At 35.6% G+C, this 24,554-nt stretch carries 22 protein-coding genes; 5 read left to right on the top strand and 17 right to left on the bottom strand.

Features of this window, described 5'->3' with window-relative positions; translation table 11 throughout:
• Positions 1-74: 74 nt before the first annotated feature.
• Positions 75-875 (top strand): hypothetical protein, encoded by an 801-nt coding sequence (locus tag HX004_RS10400; protein ID WP_286442426.1) that lies wholly within the window; start codon positions 75-77, stop codon positions 873-875.
• A gap of 71 nt (positions 876-946) precedes the next feature.
• On the opposite strand, the gene HX004_RS10395 is transcribed toward HX004_RS10400, so the two are convergent.
• The 6 genes from HX004_RS10395 to HX004_RS10370 all read right to left on the bottom strand — a co-directional run bounded on the left by HX004_RS10395 (position 947) and on the right by HX004_RS10370 (position 8,570).
• Positions 947-2,278 (bottom strand): DUF4374 domain-containing protein, encoded by a 1,332-nt coding sequence (locus HX004_RS10395; protein WP_286442425.1) that lies wholly within the window; start codon positions 2,276-2,278, stop codon positions 947-949.
• 34 nt (positions 2,279-2,312) lie between these two features.
• Positions 2,313-4,649, bottom strand: coding sequence for a TonB-dependent receptor (locus tag HX004_RS10390; RefSeq protein WP_286442424.1), 2,337 nt, complete (start codon positions 4,647-4,649; stop codon positions 2,313-2,315).
• Positions 4,650-4,886: 237 nt separating this feature from the next.
• Positions 4,887-5,777, bottom strand: a complete 891-nt coding sequence (rluF, locus tag HX004_RS10385) for a 23S rRNA pseudouridine(2604) synthase RluF (protein WP_286442423.1) — start codon at positions 5,775-5,777, stop codon at positions 4,887-4,889.
• A 49-nt stretch (positions 5,778-5,826) separates the two neighbouring features.
• On the bottom strand, positions 5,827-6,654 hold the full coding sequence (locus HX004_RS10380) for an alpha/beta hydrolase (protein ID WP_286442422.1): 828 nt from the start codon (positions 6,652-6,654) through the stop codon (positions 5,827-5,829).
• A 36-nt stretch (positions 6,655-6,690) separates the two neighbouring features.
• Positions 6,691-7,473 (bottom strand): zinc ribbon domain-containing protein, encoded by a 783-nt coding sequence (locus tag HX004_RS10375; protein ID WP_286442421.1) that lies wholly within the window; start codon positions 7,471-7,473, stop codon positions 6,691-6,693.
• Between the two features lie 2 nt (positions 7,474-7,475).
• Complete coding sequence (locus tag HX004_RS10370) at positions 7,476-8,570, bottom strand: Nif3-like dinuclear metal center hexameric protein (RefSeq protein WP_286442420.1); 1,095 nt, start codon at positions 8,568-8,570, stop codon at positions 7,476-7,478.
• Positions 8,571-8,740: 170 nt separating this feature from the next.
• Between HX004_RS10370 and HX004_RS10365 the strand changes: the two genes are divergently transcribed.
• From HX004_RS10365 to HX004_RS10355, 3 genes are read left to right on the top strand one after another with little or no spacing between them, the layout of a single operon-like run.
• Positions 8,741-11,053, top strand: coding sequence for a tetratricopeptide repeat protein (locus HX004_RS10365; RefSeq protein WP_286442419.1), 2,313 nt, complete (start codon positions 8,741-8,743; stop codon positions 11,051-11,053).
• Between the two features lie 27 nt (positions 11,054-11,080).
• Positions 11,081-12,118 (top strand): tetraacyldisaccharide 4'-kinase, encoded by a 1,038-nt coding sequence (lpxK, locus tag HX004_RS10360; RefSeq protein ID WP_286442418.1) that lies wholly within the window; start codon positions 11,081-11,083, stop codon positions 12,116-12,118.
• A complete protein-coding gene (locus tag HX004_RS10355) occupies positions 12,078-12,890 on the top strand; it encodes a purine-nucleoside phosphorylase (RefSeq protein WP_286442417.1) in 813 nt (270 codons plus the stop codon). Before lpxK ends, HX004_RS10355 begins: the two co-directional genes overlap by 41 nt.
• Positions 12,891-13,048: 158 nt before the next feature.
• On the opposite strand, the gene HX004_RS10350 is transcribed toward HX004_RS10355, so the two are convergent.
• The gene (locus HX004_RS10350; RefSeq protein ID WP_286442416.1) at positions 13,049-14,830 is read right to left on the bottom strand and encodes a MutS-related protein; all 1,782 of its coding nucleotides are present in this window, start codon (positions 14,828-14,830) and stop codon (positions 13,049-13,051) included.
• Positions 14,831-14,989: 159 nt separating this feature from the next.
• Between HX004_RS10350 and HX004_RS10345 the strand changes: the two genes are divergently transcribed.
• Positions 14,990-15,730: a phytanoyl-CoA dioxygenase family protein gene (locus tag HX004_RS10345; RefSeq protein ID WP_286442415.1), complete on the top strand. Its 741-nt coding sequence runs from the start codon at positions 14,990-14,992 to the stop codon at positions 15,728-15,730.
• Between the two features lie 26 nt (positions 15,731-15,756).
• Here HX004_RS10345 and HX004_RS10340 read toward each other — a convergent pair whose 3' ends face one another.
• The 10 genes from HX004_RS10340 to HX004_RS10295 form a co-directional block, all read right to left on the bottom strand.
• Positions 15,757-16,158: a DoxX family protein gene (locus HX004_RS10340; protein WP_286442414.1), complete on the bottom strand. Its 402-nt coding sequence runs from the start codon at positions 16,156-16,158 to the stop codon at positions 15,757-15,759.
• 11 nt (positions 16,159-16,169) lie between these two features.
• Entirely contained in the window at positions 16,170-16,814 is a 645-nt protein-coding gene (locus HX004_RS10335) for a hypothetical protein (protein WP_286442413.1), read from the bottom strand.
• A 44-nt stretch (positions 16,815-16,858) separates the two neighbouring features.
• A complete protein-coding gene (locus HX004_RS10330) occupies positions 16,859-17,455 on the bottom strand; it encodes a Crp/Fnr family transcriptional regulator (protein WP_502888478.1) in 597 nt (198 codons plus the stop codon).
• Positions 17,456-17,469: 14 nt separating this feature from the next.
• Positions 17,470-18,744 carry a YncE family protein gene (locus HX004_RS10325; protein WP_286442411.1) on the bottom strand — a complete coding sequence of 425 codons (1,275 nt, stop codon included), beginning with the start codon at positions 18,742-18,744 and terminating at the stop codon, positions 17,470-17,472.
• A gap of 154 nt (positions 18,745-18,898) precedes the next feature.
• Complete coding sequence (locus HX004_RS10320) at positions 18,899-19,624, bottom strand: MBL fold metallo-hydrolase (protein ID WP_286442410.1); 726 nt, start codon at positions 19,622-19,624, stop codon at positions 18,899-18,901.
• 143 nt (positions 19,625-19,767) lie between these two features.
• Positions 19,768-20,223, bottom strand: a complete 456-nt coding sequence (locus tag HX004_RS10315; protein ID WP_286442408.1) for a bleomycin resistance protein — start codon at positions 20,221-20,223, stop codon at positions 19,768-19,770.
• A 12-nt stretch (positions 20,224-20,235) separates the two neighbouring features.
• Positions 20,236-21,300: a DUF2971 domain-containing protein gene (locus tag HX004_RS10310; RefSeq protein ID WP_286442407.1), complete on the bottom strand. Its 1,065-nt coding sequence runs from the start codon at positions 21,298-21,300 to the stop codon at positions 20,236-20,238.
• Positions 21,301-21,415: 115 nt separating this feature from the next.
• Positions 21,416-22,303, bottom strand: a complete 888-nt coding sequence (locus HX004_RS10305; protein ID WP_286442406.1) for a bifunctional 5,10-methylenetetrahydrofolate dehydrogenase/5,10-methenyltetrahydrofolate cyclohydrolase — start codon at positions 22,301-22,303, stop codon at positions 21,416-21,418.
• Positions 22,304-22,388: 85 nt separating this feature from the next.
• Positions 22,389-23,726, bottom strand: a complete 1,338-nt coding sequence (ffh, locus tag HX004_RS10300; protein WP_286442405.1) for a signal recognition particle protein — start codon at positions 23,724-23,726, stop codon at positions 22,389-22,391.
• A 168-nt stretch (positions 23,727-23,894) separates the two neighbouring features.
• Positions 23,895-24,506, bottom strand: a complete 612-nt coding sequence (locus HX004_RS10295; RefSeq protein WP_286442404.1) for a hypothetical protein — start codon at positions 24,504-24,506, stop codon at positions 23,895-23,897.
• Positions 24,507-24,554 lie beyond the last annotated feature (48 nt).

Genomic DNA, 24,554 nt, shown 5'->3' with positions numbered 1-24,554 from the left:
CTTCTATCTGTTATTCAATCATTTGAGAAGGAAAAAGAATCTCGTATCTTGCTTTACTTATAGGAGTATAAACAATGAAAAAAACTATTTTATTTTTCTTTTTTGTATTAGTTACTTGGGGATGCACAGATCACCTTTGGAATGAAGACCAATCAACTTCTCCTAACCGATGGAAAGCTCATTTTCGAATTCAAGATCGAGAAGTTCCGATCATTTTTCATTTAGACACTGTTCCATTGAATATTTATGGTTTTCGGGTGCGTTTTGTTGACGGTCCTGGTAAAAATCAAAAAGATATCGTCGAGATAGTAAATGATAGCATCAGCGTTAAATTAGACTATTTTGGAGAAGTAAATTTAAAGGGAGTCTTTGAAAATAAAAAAATTAAAGGGGTATATCGAAATGAAAATACAAATCTCCAACATGAGATTCCATTTAGGGCCCAACAAAGCAATGAGCCACGTTTTACGCCAGTAAAAAAACCAAGCGCTACTAATCCAACAGGTGATTGGGAATTTGTGTTTAAAGCAGATTCTACAAGTCCTAATCTTGGTTTATATCAAAAACTCAGTCAGCTACAACTCTATAAAACAGATTCAACTTTAGTAGCTTCTGGTTATTATTACCAAGGTTTCGAAGGAATTTTGACAGAAAACGGTTTTGTTTTATCATCTTTTTCAAGAGATCAGCCTGTTTTATATGATGCCACTTTTATCAATCCGAACGAAGTAAAAGGCACACTTTACACGCCAATGGAGGTGATTCCCTTCAGGGGGAGAAAGAAAAGCAATCTCGAATCAACTACCGAAAGCAGTAGTAATATTATCGTGACCTTGTGGAATTTATTGAAAGCTTATATTGAATATCCAAAATAGAAAAAGAGCTTAAACAAATGATGTTTAAGCTCTTTTAGCTAACTAATTACAAATGAATAACAATAAATAAATTATTTATACGCGTTGATTTTCACAACATTCCCCACTGTACCATCACCTAGATCTTTGATTTCAAGTCCTTTTGTAAAGGTTGCTGTGGTTCTATTTAACAAATACACATATGATTTAGCAGAAGCTGTAATCGGTACGAATACATCATTTCCTTCTACATAAGGTGTTCCTATTTCAGCAATTGCTTCAGGAGCATCAAGACCTTCAATCCATTTAAAATCACCAGTTTTAGCATTGAATAAAGCTAACTTATTGGCAGGAGCCATGTTCCACGATTGATCTGTATTGGCAAACATATTCAAGATAAACTGATCTTTACCAACAGCATATACCTTATACACTTTATGTCCTCCAGATTTTGCTTCTAAGTTGTGGTAATAAGAAGAATCGAATTTCAAGGTATTTTTATCGAATTTCAATACAGCCGAAGGTTTCGTAGAGAAGGCTCCTTTGTCTTTGCTAATCATAGCAGAAGGTGAGAATACGTAAATATCTCCATTTTCTCCTTTTCCAATTGTAGATACACGACTTGATCGATAACGAGCTACCGCAAAACTCATGCGGTCATCTTTTACTACATTTTCCAATACGACTCTGTTTTCAGGAGCTTGTGACATATCCAATTTAAAAATAGCCAACCAAACGCGATCTCTGAATGCTGAAGTATTATCATCCTCACTATTTGCAGTGATTTTAAAAGGTTCAATAGCCATAACGAATCGGTCATTTCCAATGTCTTCTAGACCAGCAAAGTTGGCATATTCACCCGCTTCTGCTATATTTTCTACATTGACAAATGAAGTAAATTCAATTCCTCCTGTCACTCCATTAATAAAGTTGAAGGCTTGTCCTTTCTTTCCATTTTCCAATTCAATTCCTCCAGTAGTAGAAATCATGAATCGTCCAAATGGTGTAATGAACTCCTCTCTATTTGGTAAATCAACTAAAGTATTCTGTTGTAAACGCAGATCTTTGTTCAACATCCAGCTTTGCATTCCCGAAGGATCTCCTTTTCTATATTCGAAAACATAAGCGCGTAAATCTTTAAACATATAAATGTTTTTTCCTAAAGCAACTTGACCATTTCCTCTTACACTAATTGATCCTTGCTTTAAATCATCTACTTCTAACAATAAGTTTGTTTTTGAAGCACTTGCCCCCAGAATATATTTTGTTCCTATTAAATCCTCCTTATTTCTTTCCCCATCATCAATGATTTCATCATCATCATTTCCTCCTGGTTTTGAATTATCGTCACTTGAACAGCTTGTCAAAGTAAATGCACTAACTAAAAAAGCTAATACCACGGTAGATAGAACTCTTTTTTTCATTTTATTTATATTATAGATTATTATTATTTTTAGATTAATAGCTATAGCGTATTTTAAACATGAAGCTTCTTCCTGGTTTTTGGAAGCTATAATTATCATAGGCTAATTTGTCGAATAGATTATTGGCTTCTACCGTAAGGTGTAAGGCATTGTTGAATAAGCTATACGAAGCACTTATGTCGTGTACCACTTGAGAGGGAATCCAAATGGGTTCTGCCCCAATACTACTAAAGTCGTAGCTATAGTGATCAATGTATCTCAGGTTGTATCCTACATTTAAATTATTGCCTTTTTGAATCAAATCCTTGAAGAGAAGTCCTGCATCAAGAGCTCCGAAGAAATAAGGTTCATTGGGAATGCGTTCATTGTAATAGGAATTGGCCACATTGGTTCCGATAGCGTATTTCTGTTTACTGCGAATACTCTGTGTAGTTAAACTTCCACCTAATTGCAAGAAATCGTTGTATACATAACGGGCTTCAACATTTAAACCAATGCTTTCCACTCCACCAATATTCACACTAGAAGCTCTAGAACCTGATCCATAGGGATTACTGCGGATGTAATCCTCTGTTTTTCGGTATACAAATCCAGCATCTGCAAAAACGGCGTGCACTTGATCCAATACTTTGGAATAACTCAAATTGAAGTTGTAATTATTTCCTGCTTCTGGTTTTAGATCCGTATTTCCCCATACCATATCTCCATCACCAAATAATTCACTGTCTGTAGGTAAACGATAGGTTTTTTCAAAAGAGGATTTTACTTGAAAATCTTTCCATAAATAAGTGGCCGCGATTCCATATCCACTTTTATCCACACTCGTACTTTCACTTAAATAAGTATGTTTGATGGAATAATGTTTTCCGAATACAGATACATTGAAATTATCGAGTATGTTGTATCGATAAGATAAAGCCGTAATATTCTTTAAGCTTCTACGTGTTGTTTCGCTTTTCTTCTCACTTTCCGTTTCTTTGACTGCTAGTGGATCCTCTGTTTTTCTGTTGAAATAATAAATGACATTATTTAAACTAAAAGCATGTTTATCATTTACTTTATAGCTCACATTGGCTGTAGTTGATCCATTGTGATCAAAAAACTTCACTAAAGAAGGTCCTCCTCCAGACTCTCCTTTTTTCATTGTTTTGATGCGCTCTCCTGCCCAATTGTATTTATATCTCGAGGTGTCGATATTTTGATTGTACCCTGCATTGTACGTTGATGTTATTGCGACATCCAATCCATCTGTGAATAAATTGCGTTTACTGTATTCTAAAGAGGGCATGATGGTCACAGAACGACGCTTTTTCTGACCAAACACCTTTTCCATAATCGTTCCGGTCTGTACCCCTTTCTTTCCTTCACCATAGGTAAATCCAATTAACAAACGATCGGCATATGATTTATCTATCACTCCTACTTTGGTGACAACTGTCGCGGTTTGAAAGCGATCATTGAATCGTTTAACCAATTGTTTTTCTTTAGAATATACTCCTGTTTTTAAATTAGCTACAGGTACGTAGACTTTGTAATTATTATCGGAATAATTTTGAAAGGCATTCACCTGAAACGTCATGCCGTTGTCAAATACTTTACTGACATTCAAGTGACTTTTATAGGTATTGAATGACCCCATAGCAAAAGAAGCGTCAATCTTTGTTTCTTTTGCTTTATTGGTGATGATATTAACGGCTCCCCCTAAAGCATCCGATCCAAATTCAACTGGAACAACCCCTTTGTACACTTCAATTCGATCCACCATGGTAATCGGGAGATTGTTGATTTTAAACTCACTTCCAAAACCCTCCATCGGAACACCGTCAATAAAAAATCGAATATGACGTCCGCTGAAACCGTTCATTGAAAACGTATAATCAGAACCTTCGGCTCCATCTCTTCTCACTTTCACTCCCGAAACACGATCTAGTGCACCTGAAACATCCAAAGAAGAGTTATACAGTGGTTTCGCGTCAATCGCAATCACATTATAAGCAGACTCTCTCACTTTTTCAACGGGACTTTTTACCTTTAAAACAACATCATCTAAAATCGACGCTTTGGCTTTTAGTGTTATGCGTTTTCTCAACTGCTCCCCTTCTTCTACTTTCACGACCATTGAAGTAGTTTCATAACTTATATGTTGGATTTGTAGCTTATAGGTACCTCCTGTACCCATTTTTAATTTAAACTCCCCTTGTTCATTCGTTAGATCACTTTTCTTAGTATCAACCAATACAACCGTAGCAAAATCGATGGGACTTCCCTTTTCATCTTGTATGACACCTGAAATAACAGTAGGTTTATGTTGCGCATATGTCCCACATAAAGAACCTAAAACACATGCTGTTAGTAGTAGAAATTTTCTCATTGACTAATGATATTGTAGCAAATTACAGCTATATTTTTATTTAGACTTATTATAAACAGAAGCAAATATATAGACTTTTTTAACATATATAAAAATAATTTAGTCTAAATTTAAATAAGCTATTTTTAGTGTGCGAGATATTCGGACTGTATGATCCTCGGAATTAAAAAAAAACAGAAAAAAGAAAGGGAATTTTAAGGATGTGATAGGTAAAAACAAAAAAAGAGAATTAAATAATTAATTCTCTCTTCTTCTTGAAATTCGTTCATTTCGCAAGGTTGGACCTGCTTTTTTGGAATTGTTTCGCTCTCGGTCGAACTTTTTCTTGGGTCTTCGCTCGCCTTGTTGGGCGTTATATTCAGTTTGTTGATTATTTTGACCAACTTCTTCTTGTAGTCTACTTGCTTCTTCTGTTTTACTTGAAGGTTCGATTAAGCGATTTAATTCGGCTAATTCTACTGGGGTAATTTCGCGATATTGTCCAACTGGGACATCCAGGCTAATATTGATAATTCGAATGCGTTTCAACGCAACTACGTCATAATCAAAATACTCACACATACGTCGAATTTGTCTATTCAATCCTTGGGTTAGAAAGATACGGAATACAAATCGACTGATGCGTTCCACTCTACATTCTTTGGTGATTGTGTCTAGGATAGGTACACCTAATCCCATACGCTGAATAAAGCGATCGGTAATGGGTTTATTAACCGTAACAATATATTCTTTTTCGTGGTTGTTCTTTTGGCGCAAGATTTTATTGACAATATCTCCATCATTGGTCATGATGATTAAGCCTTCACTGTCTTTATCCAAACGTCCCACAGGAAAAATGCGCTTGGGGTAATTAATATAATCTACAATATTATCTCTTACTTTCTTATTGGTGGTACATTCAATCCCTACTGGTTTATTAAAAGCTAAATAAACAAAGTCTTCATCGGTTTGACGAATTAGTTTGCCATTCACCCGAATTTCATCTGCATCCGTAACCTTCAATCCCAATTCGGGTATTTTTCCATTGACTGTAATGCGTCCTTCTTCGATTAATCGGTCCGCTTCTCTTCTAGAGCAAAAGCCAACTTCTGATAAATATTTATTTAAACGCGTTTCTTGATTTTCCATAGCGCAAAAGTAAATAATAAATTTCGTTACTTATAAAAAGAAATACGTTCTAGCTAAAAAACGCTTGAATTGTTTTAAAAACAGCTTCATCTTGTAGGCTATGTCCGAGGTTTGTTGTGGAAACGACTAAGTTCTTTTTGTGCATCAAAGCCTGATGAAAGCTTTCTGCTTCTTCATAAGACACTTGGGGATCGTGGCGATCGTGTATACACAAAATAGGGATCTCGACGAACTTGACAGCTTCTGTACTACAATAGTTATATAAAGGTTTATTGATTAGGTGTTCAATATAGTTGTGGTAAGCTTCTCTTACGCGTTTAGAGTATCCCAATAGGTTATAGTAATGGGATAAAATTACCTCAAACCGATCAAAGGCTCCCATGATGACGGCCTTTTTAATCCAAGGATAATCTCCTTCGCTTAATTGTTGAAAAAGAGCAAATGCACCTAGTGAATGTCCGATAACAAATTGAGGTTTGAAGGTAATCAAAGCCAGGTCTATGACATCTTGGTAATTTTTTACACTTAAATTTTTACCATAACTCATTCCTAAACTAGGCGCATCTACAGCAACAAATCGAAATTGATTTCCTAGATAAGTATACAATTCTTCCCAACGCCCACTATTACTCTCCCAGCCGTGAATGAGTAAAAGCAAAGGTTTATCTGTAGCCTCTTTGTTCCATTGATAGGTATAGACTTTCTCATTTTTATACCAAAAGAAGTCTAGCTGTGCTTGTTGCAAAAATACAGGAAGCTGTTGAGGCTTGAGTTTTCCTTTTCGCGGAGTGGCAAAAAGATTATGCACCCAATGCAAGGCTGATTGCATGGAGCATAAACTAAATATGTTTACTAAAGCGCCGACTACCTTTTCCATATAAAAAGAAAAGCCTCTAAAAAGAGGCTTGTACTATTATTTTAAACTTGCAATGATTGCATCGATTTTTTCTCTTTCTTCTTCAGCTAAAGCGCTATCAACAAGAATACGTCCACTGTGCTCATCTGTGATGATTTTTTTACGCGCAGCAATTTCTACTTGCGTTTGTGGTGGAATAGTGAAGTAAGATCCAACAGAAGCACCTCTTTCAATAGAAACAACTGCCAATCCATTTTTCACTCCGCCTCTAATTCTCATATAAGCATTCAACAAACGATCTTCAATATCTTGTTTGAACTCGTCTGATTTCGCTAACAACGTTTGTTCTTCGCGTTCAGTTTCTGACATAATGTTTTTCAACTCAGCTTCAATATGAGTTAAATGCTCATTACGCGCTCCTAAACGTTCTTCTGTTTGTTCAATGTTGTTCTTTTTATTCTCGATACTTACTTTCATTTCACGGATGTGTTTTTCAGCAAGCTCGATTTCTAACTTTTGAAATTCAATCTCTTTCTCTAAAGAGTTGAATTCTCTGTTATTTTTCACTTCGTTTTGTTGCTCCGTGTACTTTTTAATAGCTTCTTTAAACTCTTCAATGGCATTCTTTTTGTCTTTAATGCCAGCTTCGATGCTATTTAAATCTACATGAAGTTTCTCTAAGCGTTTGTTAAGTCCAGCAACTTCGTCTTTTAGATCTTCAACTTCAAGAGGTAGCTCTCCTCTCATATTTCTGATTTCATCGATTCTTGAGTCAATCAATTGTAAGTCGTAAAGCGCTCTTAATTTCTCTTCAACCGTTAATTCTTTTTTCTTTGTCATCGTTATAAGTAGTTAACTGGATTCGTATTTACTGTTGATAAAATAACTGCAAAATTAGGCATTTTTTTTGAAAGAAACTCAACTATATAATTTTTTGTATATCTTTCACTTTCAAAATGACCAATATCCGCCAAAACAAGCTGATTTTCAGCCTCATAAAATTGATGGTATTTTAAATCTGCCGTGATAAATGCATCTGCTTTTTGTTGAATAGCCGCTTTTATAGCGAAACTTCCTGAACCACCTAATACAGCTACTTTCTGAATAGGCTTATTTAACAAGGCACTGTGGCGAATTCCTCCTGTACCTGTTTGTCGTTTTACCAATTGTAAAAACGTCAATTCATCCATGGGCTCTTTGAGTTCTCCTATCATACCCATTCCGACATTTTGCAATTTATTTTCGAGGTTGTAGATTTCATAAGCCACTTCTTCGTAAGGATGAGCTTGAAACAAAGCACTTAAAATTTTCCCTTGTAAGTGTTTTTCATAAGTTACCTCTACTTTATGCTCTGCCACAATCTCTTCTACTCCCGCTTGTCCAAGTACCGGATTGCTCTTTTCATTGCCTTTAAAACTTCCCTTTCCTTCTGATACAAAACTACAGTGATCGTAATTGCCAATTGCTCCTGCTCCAACGGCAAACAACGCCTGACGCACTTTTTCTGTATCTTGTATAGGTACATAAGTGACCAACTTCTGAATGTAATTGGCTTTAGGAATCAAAATACGGGTATTTTCCAATCCTAAGGTGTTGCAAAATATTTTGTTTACCCCTTCTTGGTGATTGTCCAAAGCGGTGTGAATCGCATAAATAGCAATGTCATTTTTGATTGCTTTGATTACTGCACGTTCAACGTAGTTTTTTCCTGTAATTTTTTTTAATCCCGAAAAGAGAATAGGATGAAAACAAACAATCAAATTACATTTCTGTGCTATAGCCTCTTCCACCACTTGCTCTAATGCATCGTGACAAACCAAAATTCCACTTACTTCTTGTTCCATAGTTCCCACCAACAAGCCTACGTTGTCAAAATCTTCTGCATAGCTCAATGGCGCTAACTCTTCTAAAATGGGAATAATATTTTTTACTTTCATATCAAATTACAAGCTGTATCGTTGTTTATCTCTTTCCAAAGATACAAAACTCATCACGAAGTTGAAAATTTCCTATCTAATCCAAAAGAACAACATAAATTATGTTAATACAAATAAAATAAGTTACTTTCGTGTGTTACAATCACCACTAACCTATTAATTTTTAGCTTTTGAAAAAATACGAAAAGATACTCTTAACCCTACTTGGAATACTTATCCTAGCCACTCTACTTTTATCTAATTCTATTTATTTATTTGTTTCTTACTTTTTTACGATCTGGCTCCTTGGTCTCTCTTATTTTTTAGGTGGGCATTCTCTATTTTATATTTCCAAAGAAAAAGAAGCTTATCTTCCTTTAATTTCAGGACTAAGCTATGGGCCAGCGGTAGTTACACTATCTCTATCAACCAGTCTACAAGCACCTGATTATTTTGTTTATTTTCCTATACCTACTCTTTTACTTACTGTGGGTTTAGCAATTTACATTTTATCCACAAGAAGAAAAGGAAGAATTGACACAGAGATACGAATGATTTTTTATCGTGGTTTAGTTCTTTCCTTGGTTAGTTCCTTTTTCTTGTATACACCAGAGTCTTTCAAACCCTATCGAAAAGTACTCATTCAGTTAAACAAGGGAAATGAATTTGTGACTAATAATCTTTTGATGATGGATAATACTTATGAATCAGAAGCCGCTATTGACGAAAACAATTGCGATATTGCGATTAACTATGCTTTAAAAGCAAATCAATATGGCAGACTGCTCATCGAAAAAACAGAAATGGAAGAGCAAAATTATCAAACAAGAGAATTTATTTTCCACGATCTTCTAAAAGAAAACATCGAAACAATTAGTATCGAAACAATTCAAATGCTGTACCAATACGAAGGTGAAGAGCATCTATATCCCATCAGCAGAACGTATTCGACGCTCTTCAAGGCCTATTTTTGCAAGGCGGAATCACTTTATAGTGCTAAACAATATAAAGAAGCACTCTCTCACTATCTACAAGCTTATAAATATTTGACAATTCCAACGATTAAATCTGTTTACTGGCAAGAGCAAAAATCAGATGCCTTAAATATGATTGGACACTGTTACAGACAATTAAACAAAATTGATCTTGCAGGTTACTTTTACATGAGTGCTTTCGCCAATTACAACGAAGCAACAAATAAAACAGAAATTGATCTAACTTCATCTTCTTATCTAGGTAATATGGCTTTTATGATGAGTGCTCAAAACGGTTTTACTGAGTCAAACGAACTATTAGAGATGATTAATACTGCACTACTTAAAGAAGTCCAAACACCTGAACACAGCAAAATCCTTTTAAACAATTATCAAGGTCAAATTTACAACTATCTAGCTATCGACAGTTTACAGCAAGCATTTACCTATATTACTAAAGCACAAGAGCTAGTTGAAAAAAACAGTTCGCTATCTTGTAGCATACAGCTTAGTCTCGCTTACTATCAGTTTAAATCCAATCAATTTAAACAAGCAGAAACTACGGTTAAAGCGTGTCTTCGCTGTTTTGAGGAAACATCATCACCAAATAAATTAAAAATTCTTGAGGCATACTCTATTCTGGGACAAATTCAGTATGCGTTAGGTCAGTTTGAAGAAGCTAAAGAACAAATAACGTTAGTCTTGGATATGACAACAAAATTGATGGGTAACACGAATGAACTATTTGCTTACAATTCTAAGATGCTTGGCGATGTGAATAAAATGCTTGGCAAGTATTCAACTGCCACTCAAAACTATCAAACTGCTTTAGATTTATACAACAGTGGACAAATTACGCAAACACATAATATTCCGTTAGTATTAGCGGGGCAATCAGACCTTGCGTTACTTCAGGGTAATCTTGTAAAAGCACAATTATTAATTGATGAGTCACTTGACTTTGCTTCAACATCCATCATTCCCAATTCAGTAAATATGGCCACTTTGCACAGTCATTCTGCTCACGTTGCTTACCATCGAGGCAACCTTACAACGGCAGATACTGTATATCAAAAAGTTATCCTCATTGCTGATAATTACAATCTTTCCAATTCTTTACTCAAAGCAAATGCCCTCAATGGCTTAGGTCTTGTTGAAATGAATCGAAAAAACTATTCAACTGCAGATCATTATTTTAGAGAATCATTCCGGATGCATCAAAACATTTTATCAGATAAAAGTCCGTTCACTGCTCAAGTATACCTAAACTACGGTATATTAAATATACGTGAAGGTAAATTAGCTGAAGCGAAAGAGAAATTAAATCAGTCGTTGAATATTAACCGAGAGTTTTTCAAAGCCGACCATCCTATTTTTGGAGATATCGCAGTTGCCTTGGGTGATTTAGCTGTTAAACAAGGAGAGCAAAACATGGCGCATAATCAGTATCAAAAAGCCTTGACTATTTACCACAAGTACTTTGATGATACCCATTGGAAAGTAAGAGAAACCCAACAAAAATTAAAATAAGAGAGGAAAAATTGATACTTTCGTAGGATGAAATTACTGCGTATCCTTCTTTTTCCCTTTGCCCTTTTGTATGGTTTGATTACCAATATACGAAATTGGTTTTATACAATAGGTATCTTCAAGCGTACCTCCTTTGCTATTCCTACTATTGTAGTGGGAAACCTCAGCGTGGGAGGAACAGGAAAGACACCGATGGTGGAGTACATCATTCGCTTGTTAAAAGATCAATACCAAACCACGACTTTGAGTCGAGGATATAAAAGAAAGAGCGAAGGTTTCTTTTTGGCTGATGCAGATACAACCATGGAACAGATTGGCGATGAACCTTTTCAGTACCACTGTAAATTTGACAATATCAACGTTGCTGTGGATGCCAAACGCGTGAACGGGGTTGAAAATATTTTGCAACGCAAGCCTAACACAGAAGTAATTGTGTTGGATGATGCCTTTCAGCACCTGGCCTTTCAAGGGGGATTATACATATTACTCACCACCTATGACGATCCGTATTTCAAGGATTTTATGTTGCCTACGGGAAATTTACGCGAATCGAGAAAAGGAGCCAAACGCGCCGATATCATCATCATTACGAAGTGTCCCAAAGACCTGAGCGAAGCACAACAAAAAAGCATAACACAAGAATTACATCTAAAGCAAGGACAATTGTCTTTTTTTACGTATATTGATTTTAGTAAAATTGCATATTCAAAGTCTGATTCAGTGGAGGTTACTCGATTAATTCAGGACGACTTTATCTTAGTGGCAGGGATTGCAAAACCACAATCCTTTTTTGATCACCTCAAAAAAGAAGATACATTGTGTTTAACTTTTCCTGACCATCATCATTTTTCGTCTGCAGATCTTGAACTAATTTTGAATAAAGCGCAAGGAAAGAAAATCATCACTACGGAAAAGGATTATGTTCGACTCCAAGGTCTTCTTCCTGAGAGCCAATTATTTTATTTACCTATTCAAACTGCTTTCTTAAACAATAGCGAAGCGTTTGACACTAAAATTTTACACTATGTGGGAGAAAGTACAAGAAACCGTTCAATTCATCATTGAAAAAACAAATTTTAAACCTGAAATCGGTATTGTTTTAGGTTCTGGTTTAGGGAATTTAACTGCGGATATCGCCATCGAACATGAAATTTCGTATGCAGATATTCCCAATTTTCCAGTATCAACTGTTCAAGGGCACAAAGGTGCTTTGATTTTTGGAACTTTAGGAGGTAAAAAGATTGTGGCTATGCAAGGTCGCTTTCACTACTATGAAGGATACGACATCAAAACTACGGTGTTTCCCATTCGCGTAATGAAATATTTAGGTGTAGATACTTTAATTGTATCCAACGCTTCAGGCGGGGTTAATCCTTCGTTTAAAGTAGGTGATATTATGATTATCAAAGATCACATCAACGCTTTCCCAGATCATCCTTTACGCGGTCACAACGATGAGCGTTTCGGCCCTCGTTTTGTCAATATGAACGAAGTGTACACTAAGAGCATTATCGAACAGGCGAAAGCTATTGCGAAGGAAAAGAATTACGATATTAAAGAAGGTGTTTACTATGGTTTACAAGGACCTACTTTTGAAACATTAGCAGAATACAAAATGGTAAAAGCGGTAGGTGGAGATTGTGTGGGAATGTCAACTGTACCAGAAGTAATTGTTGCTCGTCATATGGATATGAAAATTTTCGGTATTTCTGTTATTTCCGATATGGGGAATGAAGAGGGAATCGCCGATGTAAACCACGACGAAGTTTTAAAAGCAGTACAAGCTGCTGAACCTATTGCTCGCGATTTAATCAACACATTGGTTTCTAAATTGTAACAAACTAATTATTACATAAAAAAAGGCTCTTCATTACAATGGAGAGCCTTTTTTGTTTTTTTGCAAAGTTTATGTTTGTCGTTTGGTGTTTGTCATTTAAAGAAAACATCTCCTATTTCAGAAAAACCTACTGATAACAGATTTCTGATAACAGATAACTAACTATCAATAATCTGCATTTTCTTCATGATGAAAGTTGCATTTTTATTTTGGCAAATTCCATCTCTTATTTTGTAATCGAAATGTAAATCATCATTTTTAATTTCTACTTCGAAGCACTTATTCATCAAAATTTCAGGATAATCGTTCGTTGTATTACACACCTCTAAATCGTGAGTCGCAATCATTCCATAGGTTTGTTCGCGAATTAATTTGAGAATTACGCCAATGGTTCCACTTTGTTTATCGTCTGAGTTTGTTCCTCTTAGAATTTCATCCAACAAAACAAAACACGATTCGCTTTGCACTTGTTCGATAATCATTTTTAGGCGTTTTACCTCAGCATAGAAATAAGACTCACTATCTTCTAAAGAGTCAGTTAATCGCATAGAAACGAGCAAAGGCAGTGGAAAGAAGGTTGCTTTGGTCGCACAAATCGGCGCTCCTATTCCCGCTAAAACTAAGTTCACTCCTATGGTTCTCAAAAACGTACTTTTCCCAGACATATTGGATCCCGTTAAGATTACAAAACGTTGATTAGAAAAATCAATGTCGTTGGTCACGCGTTTCTTCGCATGGATCAAAGGATGTCCTAAATTTTGGAAGGACATTTTTTTGGTTTCATTCAACACAGGAAACGTATAACTTCTGTTGTTATAGGAATAATTCCCCAGGGAGTTAAATGCTTCTACTTCTCCGACAATATCTATCACGGTAAGAACTAATCTTCCTTTTTCTTTCTTCCATTTCAAGAATTTGTGTAAGACGTGTACGTGAAATTGAAACAAGCCATTAAACAAAATTGAAACAAACAAGTTTGCTACTGTTTCCAATTGCTCAAAAAGGCGGGATAATTTTTTCAGCTCCGCACTCGCTTTAAAAGAATCGCTTTTGATTTCTTTTAAATATTCTTTCATGCGTGCTGTGGCAAATTCTTCTTTTTCAATGCGCTTGATAATCGAACTATAACTCTCAATAGTTTCGTGTATTTTTTCTACTCCACCTAATTCCACTTGAATGGCGCGGACTTTAGACAACGCACAGATTAAATTGAAAGAAAAAACTGTCGATGCAATATACCCCCAAACAGCATTAGTGGAATCGATAAAAAATCCAATCGAAGCGAGGACAAAAATCAAAGGCAATACATAAGCGAGCACTAAAGAAACCTTACTCAATTCATTGACCTTGGATTCACTCCATGCTTTTAAACGCAGATAAACGTCTTTACTCAAATTGGACAACTTACTATAGGCATAAATCTCTTGTCTCCATTCGACTTTTTGAGATAACTCTTTAATTACCTCTTGATTTTTGAGTATATCCGCTTTATTACTTCTGCTTTTTAAAAGGGTGGCTAAATATTCTTTTCCTTTATAAGAAGCAGTTCGATTGAGGTATTGATAAATGGATTTAGGTCCAAAAATATCCAAATCATACGCATAAGAATGGTCAGGGGTGTGAAATTCAGCACCATCTTCAAAGTTCCATTGATCTTCTTTTATGAATTGATCCTCCTCTTTATTAATTTGCATTAAGGCTTCAGCATAGCGCATTTTCCATGAATACGAAGCGTGTATACGCAGAAAAATCAAGAAGACGATGACAAGTCCTCCAGTCACATACAAATACTGGTAATCTCCACGAGAAACGGACAAATAAAAACAGTAGACAATACCTAAAAAAGCAATTAAACGCAAAGCGCCTATTAATTTGTACTTTTTCCTAATTTCATTGTATTTCTGTTGATAAAGAGCGTATCTCTTAGCGTAAATTTCCATGCTGTATTTGTTTTAATTGTATGAGGGGGTCAATTCTTAGATTTTAACAAATATACATAATAATGCTAGTGGAGACTTGATGCAGAAGGAAAAGAATCACAAAGAATTTTATACCTTATGGAAATAGTGTACTTTTAATACTTACTGAATGCTACACCTATGATTCAACTCAATTCTTATACTACGGAGGGCTATTTATATATTCCACAATTTTTTCAATTGGAAGAATTAAAACCAATAGAACCGATTCTCACAAAGTTTCATCAACAATGGTTAATCGATTATCAAGAAGATTATCGTACTCGATTAATTAATAGTCACAGTTTAACATCAAGTACATCCTTATCCGAAGAGGAACGTATGCTTTTATTTCAATTTATAGCTGGAAATCATTTTCAACCGCTTCTCTCTACCCTATTTCCAGCGAAGTTTCTTTTTCTAAACACCCAATTATTCTTTGATCCTTTTAATACAGAACAAAAAAATTATTGGCATCGGGATATTCAGTATACGGGTATGTCGATTGAAGAACAACAGAAAAGTATACTGACACAAAATGTGCTTCACTTCCGTATTCCCTTCCAAGATGAAGAAGGCATTGAACTAATTCCAGGCACTCATCGCAGCTGGGATTTAGAAGAGGAACAAGATGTTCGTTTGGGTCAAAATGGAAAAAAACCGAGTGATGCTTTGGTTCGAGGCAAACAAATTAAACTCAAACGCGGTGATTTGCTCATTTTTTCTGCCAATATGATTCACCGTGGACTGTATGGAAATAACCGCTTTTCCTTAGACCTTCTCTTTGTAGATGATAGTCCAATCCTTCGTCCCTTTATTGATTCGAAAAATCATCCTACATCTAAGGAAAAAAAACAGTTAAATTCAACTTTATTTCTATAAAAAAAAGCTTCTTGAAGAAGCTTTTTTTAATCCCATTGATGGGTCGTTGATACTGCATACTTTCCACCACCAGTGAAGAACAAACTCACGGCAACTAATGCATACAACATCAAAAGTTCAATTTTCCAACCACCATTTTCATTGAGGCTAAAGATGTCCGAACTTTGAACCAATAGAATTGCCGTCACACAATTGATGGCAAAAACAGCTCCTGCCAAACGCGTTCTCCATCCCAACAACAATAGTAGAGGAGCGATTACCTCCCCTACATATACGCCATAACTAAAAAAAACGGGCAAGCCTTTATCCACTAAGGTTTGTTGAATAAATCCAATTCCGTGTATCAATTTGCCAATCCCGTAAAACAACATGGGAAATCCAATGGCAATTCTGCTCAATAGCAGTCCAGTGTCTACTTTTCTATTCATCTTATATCTAATTATAAATTTACTTTTACAAAAACTCCGTAATTTTCGAAGTGATCCCAGCTCATATTGAACTGCTCTAAATTCGCAGCTACCCCCATCGTAAGATTATCTTTCTTTACACCTATTCGAATATGCTGAAATCCGCGGGTATATTCGTATTGATTGACATTTCCAACGGCAGACAGACGAAATAATCCCTGCCATTGTTCCGTTAATTTGGGGGTATATTCGACCAATAGAGACTGTTCTAAAGTGAATCCCTTTTGATAGGTTGTTCCTATGCCATAAACCAATTGAAAATCTTTTTTCTTCCACTGATATTGGAGATATACACTGGCAAACTTCCCGGGATTTTTCACGCCAAAACCAGCATTTAAAATGAAGTTTTTAGGCAATTTATACGCAACTGTATTGCGGATAAAAAAGATATTATGGTTGTCGTCTTGATATTCTGAATCGAATAAAACGAGATTTTGTAAGGTAATCTTATCAGACAATTGATGACTGATGGTATGCGTATATCCATACGATCTATTTCCGACCATCAGATCAGGAGTATAAGTTGTTTGCTGTCCAAAAACAACAAGAGGTAAGAGTCCGATTAGGACCATAAAAAAACGAGCTAATTTCATTTGTCTATGCTTATTTACTTTCATAGGACAAATGTATTAGCTCGCTCTAAGGTGGTTCTTAAGATATCTTAAGAAAGACTTTCTATGTTTTTCTTCTTGAGATAACTCAGAAATTCGGGAGTAACGCCCAAGTATGAAGCAATCATATATTGTGGCACTCGCTGCTCAATATTGCGATAATCCTTGATAAATCGCTGATAACGCGCATAGACTTCTGTGCTCATATTTTCGATGGTTCGCTCTTGTAAGGCGACATAAGCACTTTGTATTTTTAATCGAAAGAAAGTAGAAATTGCGGGAATTTCCGTGTATAGTAGCTCGAGATTCTCTCTGCTAATCTGAACAATTACAGCAGGTTCAATGGCTTGAATAAACAATTTTGATTCTTTTTGCGTCAAAAAGCTATACAAATCATTAATCCACCACTCTTCAACTCCGATTTGCAGCGTATGTTCTTGTGAATGTTCATCGAGATAATAACAACGCGCACTTCCTTGAGCAATGAATCGCATATGCTGAGATAGTTGCCCTGGTTGTAAGAGCAATTCTTTTCGCTTGAGCGATACAATTTCTACTACCTCACTAATTCGCTGTATTTCTTGTTCATTTAAAACAATAGTCTGCTTTAAATGAGTTACTAGCACTTCTACATGATTTTCTTTCACCTTTTTTTCTTTTTTTACCAACGCCATACTTGCGGTTCATCTTTCCATACAAGCAAGCGAAATTGTTCGTATAAAGGACGAGTTCCAATGGTATGTGTATCGCGTATGGCTTTGTCTAGTTCTAATTTGTGTAAAGCTCCTGCATAGGTCCCTACCCACAGTACTGTCTCATCTTCTGACACCGCCATTCCACTTATCGTTCCGCCAAGAAAAAATTGACCAATATCTTCTCCTGCTTTATTGATGAAGCGAATATATCCATAGGCATCACCTAAAACATAATAATCTTGTACTGCAACCCCTTGATACACGCGCATTCCTTCATCCATATACATAAAGTCATCGCTTTCTTCATAGGCTTCTACCTGCATGCCTTCTAATTTCGTTGCATCTACTCCAATGGTAACTCCGTTGTAGAAGTGACAAGAATTGGTAATTAACTGTTGATCATCTTTGGAGAACAAACAGAAATGAGGATAAGACGATTGCGGTCCTACGCTTCCCACTTCCTTTCCATCGATGTGCAAAATGCGGTGATCGCGATCTTGATCTCCAACAACAATGTAGGTATTATCATGAGATAGAGTTGCATTTTCCATATCAATATAGAAATCATACCCTTCTTCTTCCGCTTCTTTTTGCTCCTCTTCAGATAAAACAGGGTGAATGAGTTGTTGTTTTTCTTCTTCCAACAAGTACACTCCTTCTGATGTTACAAATAGAATACGTGTTCCATCGTTAAAGGGAATTAATTTAGAAATACCCAAATTCGCCAATTCACCTAATTGAAAAGTAGCAATTTCAGGACCATTCCACCCTTGATACGTAACAAGGGTATCCGCATAAGCAATAGCAAATACACCATTGCGCATTGACTTCCCTAATCCTTTAATTGTATCATCTAGTATGTGAACCGTTGTACCCGAAAGCAAATAAGCAGTACGCGTTTCATAGGAAGTACCTGCTAAAAAAGCAACGCTATTAGCTTCAATGGCTACTAAATCTCCTATGTATTGTGATTTTTCCTCTAAGAATGGAATTAATGGCGGATAAGCCGGTGGAAATGCTGCTCTAAATGCCTCTACATTTCCTTCCACATTTGCCTGTTTTAATAAATCGAGAATCGCTTGACCTAAATGTTCTCTTTTATCTTCTGGTTCTTCGCCTTTCCAATTTTCCCATCCGTGTTCTTTTCCAAAAGCAACCATGTCATTGATTCCTTTGGCATATTCTTCTCCTTTTAAAAGCCATTCTTGTTGAAGAGCTGTATGGTTGTTTTCTATTTTCATATCCATCTTCTTTATAGCTATAAAATTACGTTATTTTACTAGCTCACCTATCCCTATTATTATGGATATTTACGTAGGAATAATGTGCGAAATATAACGCATAAAGCCTAAAAAACATCCATTATGAATGATATATCATACAATAGGCTCTAAACTAACTGTATTGCTGAATTAGTTTTTCTAAAGCTTCTTGTATATTGATTTCAAGAATCCCGCCGTGATAACAGATAATTTTCTTCGACTGTAACGCTTTGATCTTTTGAACAGATAGAATCGCTTGAGGTAAATCTAAGGTAAACTGTGGATTGGCAATATTGAGTTGTCCTTCTTCTACTACCAAAGCATCATTGGCAATTAAAACACCATTTGCCACATCCAATAAAGAAATATGACCTTGGGTATGACCAGGTGTATCAATCACTTGTAAACCTTCTAATACAAAATCTCCATCGTTAAAGGTTTGATTGACAGGAAAGCGCTTGATCTTTTTCAGTTGAGCAATAAAACTTTCTGCCCAAGGACGATAGTCTTCTGGTAGATGCGCTAGCGAATTTTCGGCTTGTATCAAGCGCTCTGCTTTGATTTCACCACAAATTGAAGGCTTTTCTATAGTACTACTATATACTTTTATGTTGGGATTTTCTTGTAAGAACAACGCTAATCCTCCTAAGTGATCAATATCATCATGACTGATGAATATAGCTGTAATATCTGTTATCTCAATCGATAGCTTCGCTAATTCACTTCTAAATTGCTCAAAAGTTTCTTCATAGCCACAATCAATCAATACAACTTCACTTGCCGTTTTGATTACTGTGGGAAATAACGAAATGAACTGTCCGTTGATTTCTTGCTGGATTGAAAAGTGTAGTATTTGCATTTTTTTGGGGGTTTGTGATGGTGTAAGGTTTGTGATGGTGTGAAAATTTTCATTAACAACGAAAAATATCCCTTCAATCAGAAAATCTCATAACCGATAACTCATAACCGATAACTCATAACCGATAACTCATAACCGATAACTCATAACCGATAACTCATAACCTTACTTTTACGCTCTCCTAAGTCTTCGATTAAGCGCACTAAATAACCATCGGGATCTTGCACTAAGAATTGTTGCTGTCCAAATTCAATATCATCGGCTCTGTACCAACGTTCTTCTAAAGGAATAAACAAGGGGTACTTGGCTTGTTGCAATCGCTCCAATATTGGAGCTACCGCTTCTACTTCAATTTGAAAATTGATACCTCTACCATAGGGTTTTTCCATTGGTCCTGTTTCCCAACTGCGATCGGTTGGGTCATATTGTTCTAGCATCACTTGAGCTTCGCCTAATATCAAATAGGCAAAGAATTCTTCTGGGCGATCATATAAAATAGCAAAACCAAGATAGTCACACCAAAATTGTAAACTCGTCTTTATATCCGAAACAACTAATTCAGGCACTAAAGCTGCCCATTTTATATTTTCGCTTTTCATGTTTTCTATTTTTTATTCATCTTTATAATCCCAATCAATAAAATACATATCACCATTATTCTCCAATACGGAATTATAAAAATTTACTTTTGAGTTCTTTCGATTCATTATTCTTAAAATTCGTATTTTAACACTTTCAGGAGTATTTACACCAAAATATATTCCTGTTAACGCTTCAACAGGATAATAGTCTATTCTCTCTTCTGATTCTAACTTTCTATCAAAATTAATTCTAACACTTCTCCATTCTTTTTCATATTCCCATGCTTTTGTTTTTACACATAACAATCTTTGCAGTTCTCTTGCATATTCATGTGTCCAACTTTTAGATAATCCGATTAAATCACAATTAAATTCATTTTCAAAAACTGCTCTAAATTTAAAAAAATTCACATATGACTGTTCATTAGAATATGCTACCTTCCAAATCTGATCTTTATAAATAATAGATTTCATATCCCATTCAGACGCTCTCTCAGCATACTTTTTAGCATTCGGATTTCTTAACTCTTTACTTTCATACGCAAAGTCTCCCCTATACTCAGAACTAAACTCTAAACAAATTCCACTATGACTACTTGAATAATGTGACCACATTAAATAATTATCATTTGTTTCTGAAAAACATGTGACATAACTATTTTGAAAAAATTTACTTGTTAACCTTTCTAGTTCCTTGGTAAAGGAAGAAAGGTTAAATACTACATTTATTCTAGTTTTTTTAATGGCTTTTTGAACGATATCGATTATTTTATGTACATAGATAGGTTCCTGTAAATTTTGAACATTTTTGTAAATTTCCTCTTTCAATTGATGAAATAAAACATCATCATTATAAAAGTTAATTAAATTTATTTGAACAAGTTTCTCACTCTCATTATCTATATCCAAACTAGTTTTAAATAAAAACCAAATTAAATAACTTACATCTTCTTTATCAGTAATAGTAAATTCTAGTAGTAAACTTAAGTCAAGTGGATCATTTAACTCAGTATAAGATGCAAAATATAATTCTTGATACAATAATTCTTTAAACAAAAAACTAGAAAGAGGGCGATACTTATATATTTTTTCCAAACTAACAGATTTTATCAATTACTAAAATATAAAATAATTTTAAACAAAAAAACCACTGATTTAACAGTGGTTTTTCTAAATAACTTATATTAAATCAAACAGATTTTCATTCCTATTATTCTCCCTTTTTCGCTCTTCTTGAACGAGCTAAAAGTGTATTTTTCAATAGCATGGCAATAGTCATTGGACCAACTCCACCAGGTACTGGGGTGATGAAAGATGCTTTTTTGCTTACCTCATCAAAATCAACGTCTCCAGCGATTACATACCCTCTTGGAGCGTTTGCATCTGGTACGCGTGTGATTCCCACGTCAACCACGGTTACACCGTCTTTAACCATATCTGCTTTTAAGAAGTAAGGCACTCCCAATGCAGAGATGATAATATCCGCTTCTCTTGTAATAGCAGCGATATCTTTAGTACGGCTGTGTGTTAAAGTTACTGTTGCATCTCCAGGGTATCCTTTTCTACTCAACAAGATACTCATTGGACGACCTACAATATGTGAACGACCGATTACCACCACGTTTTTACCTGCTGTTTCTACTTTATAGCGCTCCAGTAATTCCATGATTCCATAAGGAGTAGCGGGTAAAAATGTTTCCATTTCCAAGGCCATCTTTCCAAAGTTTGTTGGATGGAATCCATCCACGTCTTTGTCTGCATCTACAGCCATTAGGATTTTTTGTTCGTCAATGTGTTTCGGTAAAGGCAATTGAACGATATAACCATCGATTGCTGGGTCAACGTTCAATTCTTTAATTTTCGCTAACAATTCTTCTTCTGTCGTTTCTTCAGGTAAAGCGACCAAAGTAGATTCAAATCCAATTTGCTCACATGATTTTACCTTACTTCCTACATAAGTTAAACTTGCTCCGTTACTTCCCACAAGCACTGCTGCTAAGTGAGGTACTTTTTCACCGCGAGCTTTCATTTGTTGAACCTCAGCAGCGATTTCATTCTTGATATCTTCCGATACCTTTTTTCCGTCTAGTAGTTGCATTAAATCGTAATAATTAGTGTGTTGTTGTATGTAAAATAAAGAAGGTTTAAACTTCGCGTTGAACCTTAAACCTTCTTTTTATTATTTATTGCATTCCTTTCATTTGTCCCATCATTCGCATCAAATTCTTTCCTTTTGCTCCTTGCATCATCTTCATCATTTTACTCATTTGATCGAACTGTTTCAACAATTGGTTGACCTGTTGGATATCCGTTCCTGATCCTTTGGCAATACGCTGCTTGCGTTTTGCGTCTAAGACAGAAGGCGTAGCTCTTTCTTTGGGTGTCATCGAGTGGATAATCGCTTCGATGTGTTTAAAGGCATCATCTTCAATTTCTACGTCTTTCAACGCTTTTCCAACTCCTGGTAACATACCTACTAAGTCTTTCATGCTACCCATTTTTTTCACTTGTTGAATTTGCGATAAGAAATCGTCAAATCCGAACTCGTTTTTCGCAATTTTCTTTTGGATTTTACGCGCTTCCTCTTCGTCATATTGTGCTTGTGCACGTTCAACTAAGGAAATAACGTCTCCCATTCCCAAAATACGATCAGCCATACGCTCTGGATAGAAAACGTCGATTGCGTCCATTTTCTCTCCTGTACCAATAAATTTAATTGGTTTGTTTACAACTGATTTAATTGAAATGGCAGCTCCACCTCTTGTATCCCCGTCTAATTTTGTTAGGATTACCCCGTCAAAATTCAAACGATCGTTAAATGCTTTTGCAGTATTTACGGCATCTTGTCCCGTCATGGAATCCACAACGAATAAAGTTTCGTGTGGTGTAATTGCCTTGTGAATATTAGCAATCTCCGTCATCATCTCCTCATCCACAGCCAAACGACCAGCGGTATCGACAATCACAACGTTGAATCCATTTGCTTTTGCGTGTTTAATTGCGTTCTCTGCAATTTGAACTGGATTGTTATTTCCTTCTTCCGAATACACCTCAATACCCAATTGTTCTCCAACAACGTGTAATTGATTAATAGCTGCAGGACGGTATACGTCACACGCTACTAATAAAGGTTTTTTATTCTTTTTTGTTTTTAAGAAGTTAGCCAATTTACCAGAAAAGGTTGTTTTACCTGATCCTTGTAAACCTGACATCAAAATAACAGATGGATTTCCAGATAAGTTGATTCCAGCAGCTTCACCTCCCATTAACTGAGTAAGTTCGTCTTTCACGATCTTAATCATCAATTGACCTGGTTGAAGCGTAGTCAATACATCTTGTCCTAGGGCTTTATCTTTTACTTTACTCGTAAAATCTTTGGCAATCTTAAAGTTTACGTCGGCATCTAAAAGGGCTCTACGCACTTCTTTTAAAGTATCTGCAACGTTTACTTCTGTAATCTTACCATGTCCCTTAAGAATATGAAAGGCTTTATCTAATTTATCGCTTAAATTATCAAACATATCGGTATTATTTAATCCTTTGAAGCGCCAAAGATACTATTTAACTCCTTAAGTCACAAAAAGCAAAAGCAGGAAAATAGTCTTTTTTAAAAATAATCTTGTAATTGTGATTTTTACTGCCGTTTTTGAAAGTGATATTTTCCTTTATCAGTTGAAATTGTATCTGAATTAAGCCAATTCAAATTCCACAATCGTCTGTCGATTTCCATCTTGGTTGACAACGTCGATTCCAAAGAAATCAAATCCGTTGCGTTTCAATTCTTCTGGTGCAATAACAGCCCCTGAAAGCAACTCAATTTCATTGTTTTCATTTAGAAATTCTTCCATTTCTTCCTCATAATCGATGTTGTGATAGGCGTAAGCGATAATTTCAAAGGTATGCTCTCCTCCTAACTCCAATTCTTGTAATTGCCCATCCCTTTCTTGAAGGATTTCTTCCTCATACTCCTCGCAAAACATCGCATCATAACCGTGCTTTGCATAGTCAAAAAGCAAAATTCGCTCTTGTGTTTCTATATCTTCAGCATAGACTAAAACAGGGTAATCCTCATCATTTACCAACAGATTAATGTCGGTTGCATATTCACCACAATAGTGAATTTTAAACTTTTTCCCTTGGGAAGAAGACTGTAGTTGCCCACGCCATTCAATCGTTATCATTTCTTGAAAATACGCTGAATTTTCATAGGATACAAAAGAGGTTAAATGCGTAGGTGCTTGATAAGTGGAAGGATTTTTCATCTCGTTTATTTCAAAGGGACAAGATACTTCTTTTAACATAAAAACGGAATATCTTTATTCCAAAAATTCCAATTGTTCCTCTGCGAA

It is taken from the genome of Myroides sp. 1354, from assembly GCF_030324495.1.
Classification (GTDB): domain Bacteria; phylum Bacteroidota; class Bacteroidia; order Flavobacteriales; family Flavobacteriaceae; genus Flavobacterium.
This window is presented reverse-complemented; position numbering and strand designations above follow the sequence as displayed.

Coding starts and splice junctions, on each gene's coding strand:
- HX004_RS10335 (WP_286442413.1), bottom strand. CDS start 16,814: ATGAAAGTAAATAAGCATAGACAAATGAAATTAGCTCGTTTTTTTATG.
- HX004_RS10350 (WP_286442416.1), bottom strand. CDS start 14,830: ATGGAAATTTACGCTAAGAGATACGCTCTTTATCAACAGAAATACAAT.
- HX004_RS10305 (WP_286442406.1), bottom strand. CDS start 22,303: ATGCAACTACTAGACGGAAAAAAGGTATCGGAAGATATCAAGAATGAA.
- HX004_RS10315 (WP_286442408.1), bottom strand. CDS start 20,223: ATGAAAAGCGAAAATATAAAATGGGCAGCTTTAGTGCCTGAATTAGTT.
- HX004_RS10370 (WP_286442420.1), bottom strand. CDS start 8,570: ATGAAAGTAAAAAATATTATTCCCATTTTAGAAGAGTTAGCGCCATTG.
- HX004_RS10325 (WP_286442411.1), bottom strand. CDS start 18,744: ATGAAAATAGAAAACAACCATACAGCTCTTCAACAAGAATGGCTTTTA.
- ffh (WP_286442405.1), bottom strand. CDS start 23,726: ATGTTTGATAATTTAAGCGATAAATTAGATAAAGCCTTTCATATTCTT.
- HX004_RS10400 (WP_286442426.1), top strand. CDS start 75: ATGAAAAAAACTATTTTATTTTTCTTTTTTGTATTAGTTACTTGGGGA.
- HX004_RS10295 (WP_286442404.1), bottom strand. CDS start 24,506: ATGTTAAAAGAAGTATCTTGTCCCTTTGAAATAAACGAGATGAAAAAT.
- HX004_RS10395 (WP_286442425.1), bottom strand. CDS start 2,278: ATGAAAAAAAGAGTTCTATCTACCGTGGTATTAGCTTTTTTAGTTAGT.
- HX004_RS10355 (WP_286442417.1), top strand. CDS start 12,078: ATGTGGGAGAAAGTACAAGAAACCGTTCAATTCATCATTGAAAAAACA.
- rluF (WP_286442423.1), bottom strand. CDS start 5,777: ATGGAAAATCAAGAAACGCGTTTAAATAAATATTTATCAGAAGTTGGC.
- HX004_RS10375 (WP_286442421.1), bottom strand. CDS start 7,473: ATGACAAAGAAAAAAGAATTAACGGTTGAAGAGAAATTAAGAGCGCTT.
- HX004_RS10320 (WP_286442410.1), bottom strand. CDS start 19,624: ATGCAAATACTACACTTTTCAATCCAGCAAGAAATCAACGGACAGTTC.
- HX004_RS10380 (WP_286442422.1), bottom strand. CDS start 6,654: ATGGAAAAGGTAGTCGGCGCTTTAGTAAACATATTTAGTTTATGCTCC.
- HX004_RS10390 (WP_286442424.1), bottom strand. CDS start 4,649: ATGAGAAAATTTCTACTACTAACAGCATGTGTTTTAGGTTCTTTATGT.
- HX004_RS10340 (WP_286442414.1), bottom strand. CDS start 16,158: ATGAATAGAAAAGTAGACACTGGACTGCTATTGAGCAGAATTGCCATT.
- HX004_RS10345 (WP_286442415.1), top strand. CDS start 14,990: ATGATTCAACTCAATTCTTATACTACGGAGGGCTATTTATATATTCCA.
- lpxK (WP_286442418.1), top strand. CDS start 11,081: ATGAAATTACTGCGTATCCTTCTTTTTCCCTTTGCCCTTTTGTATGGT.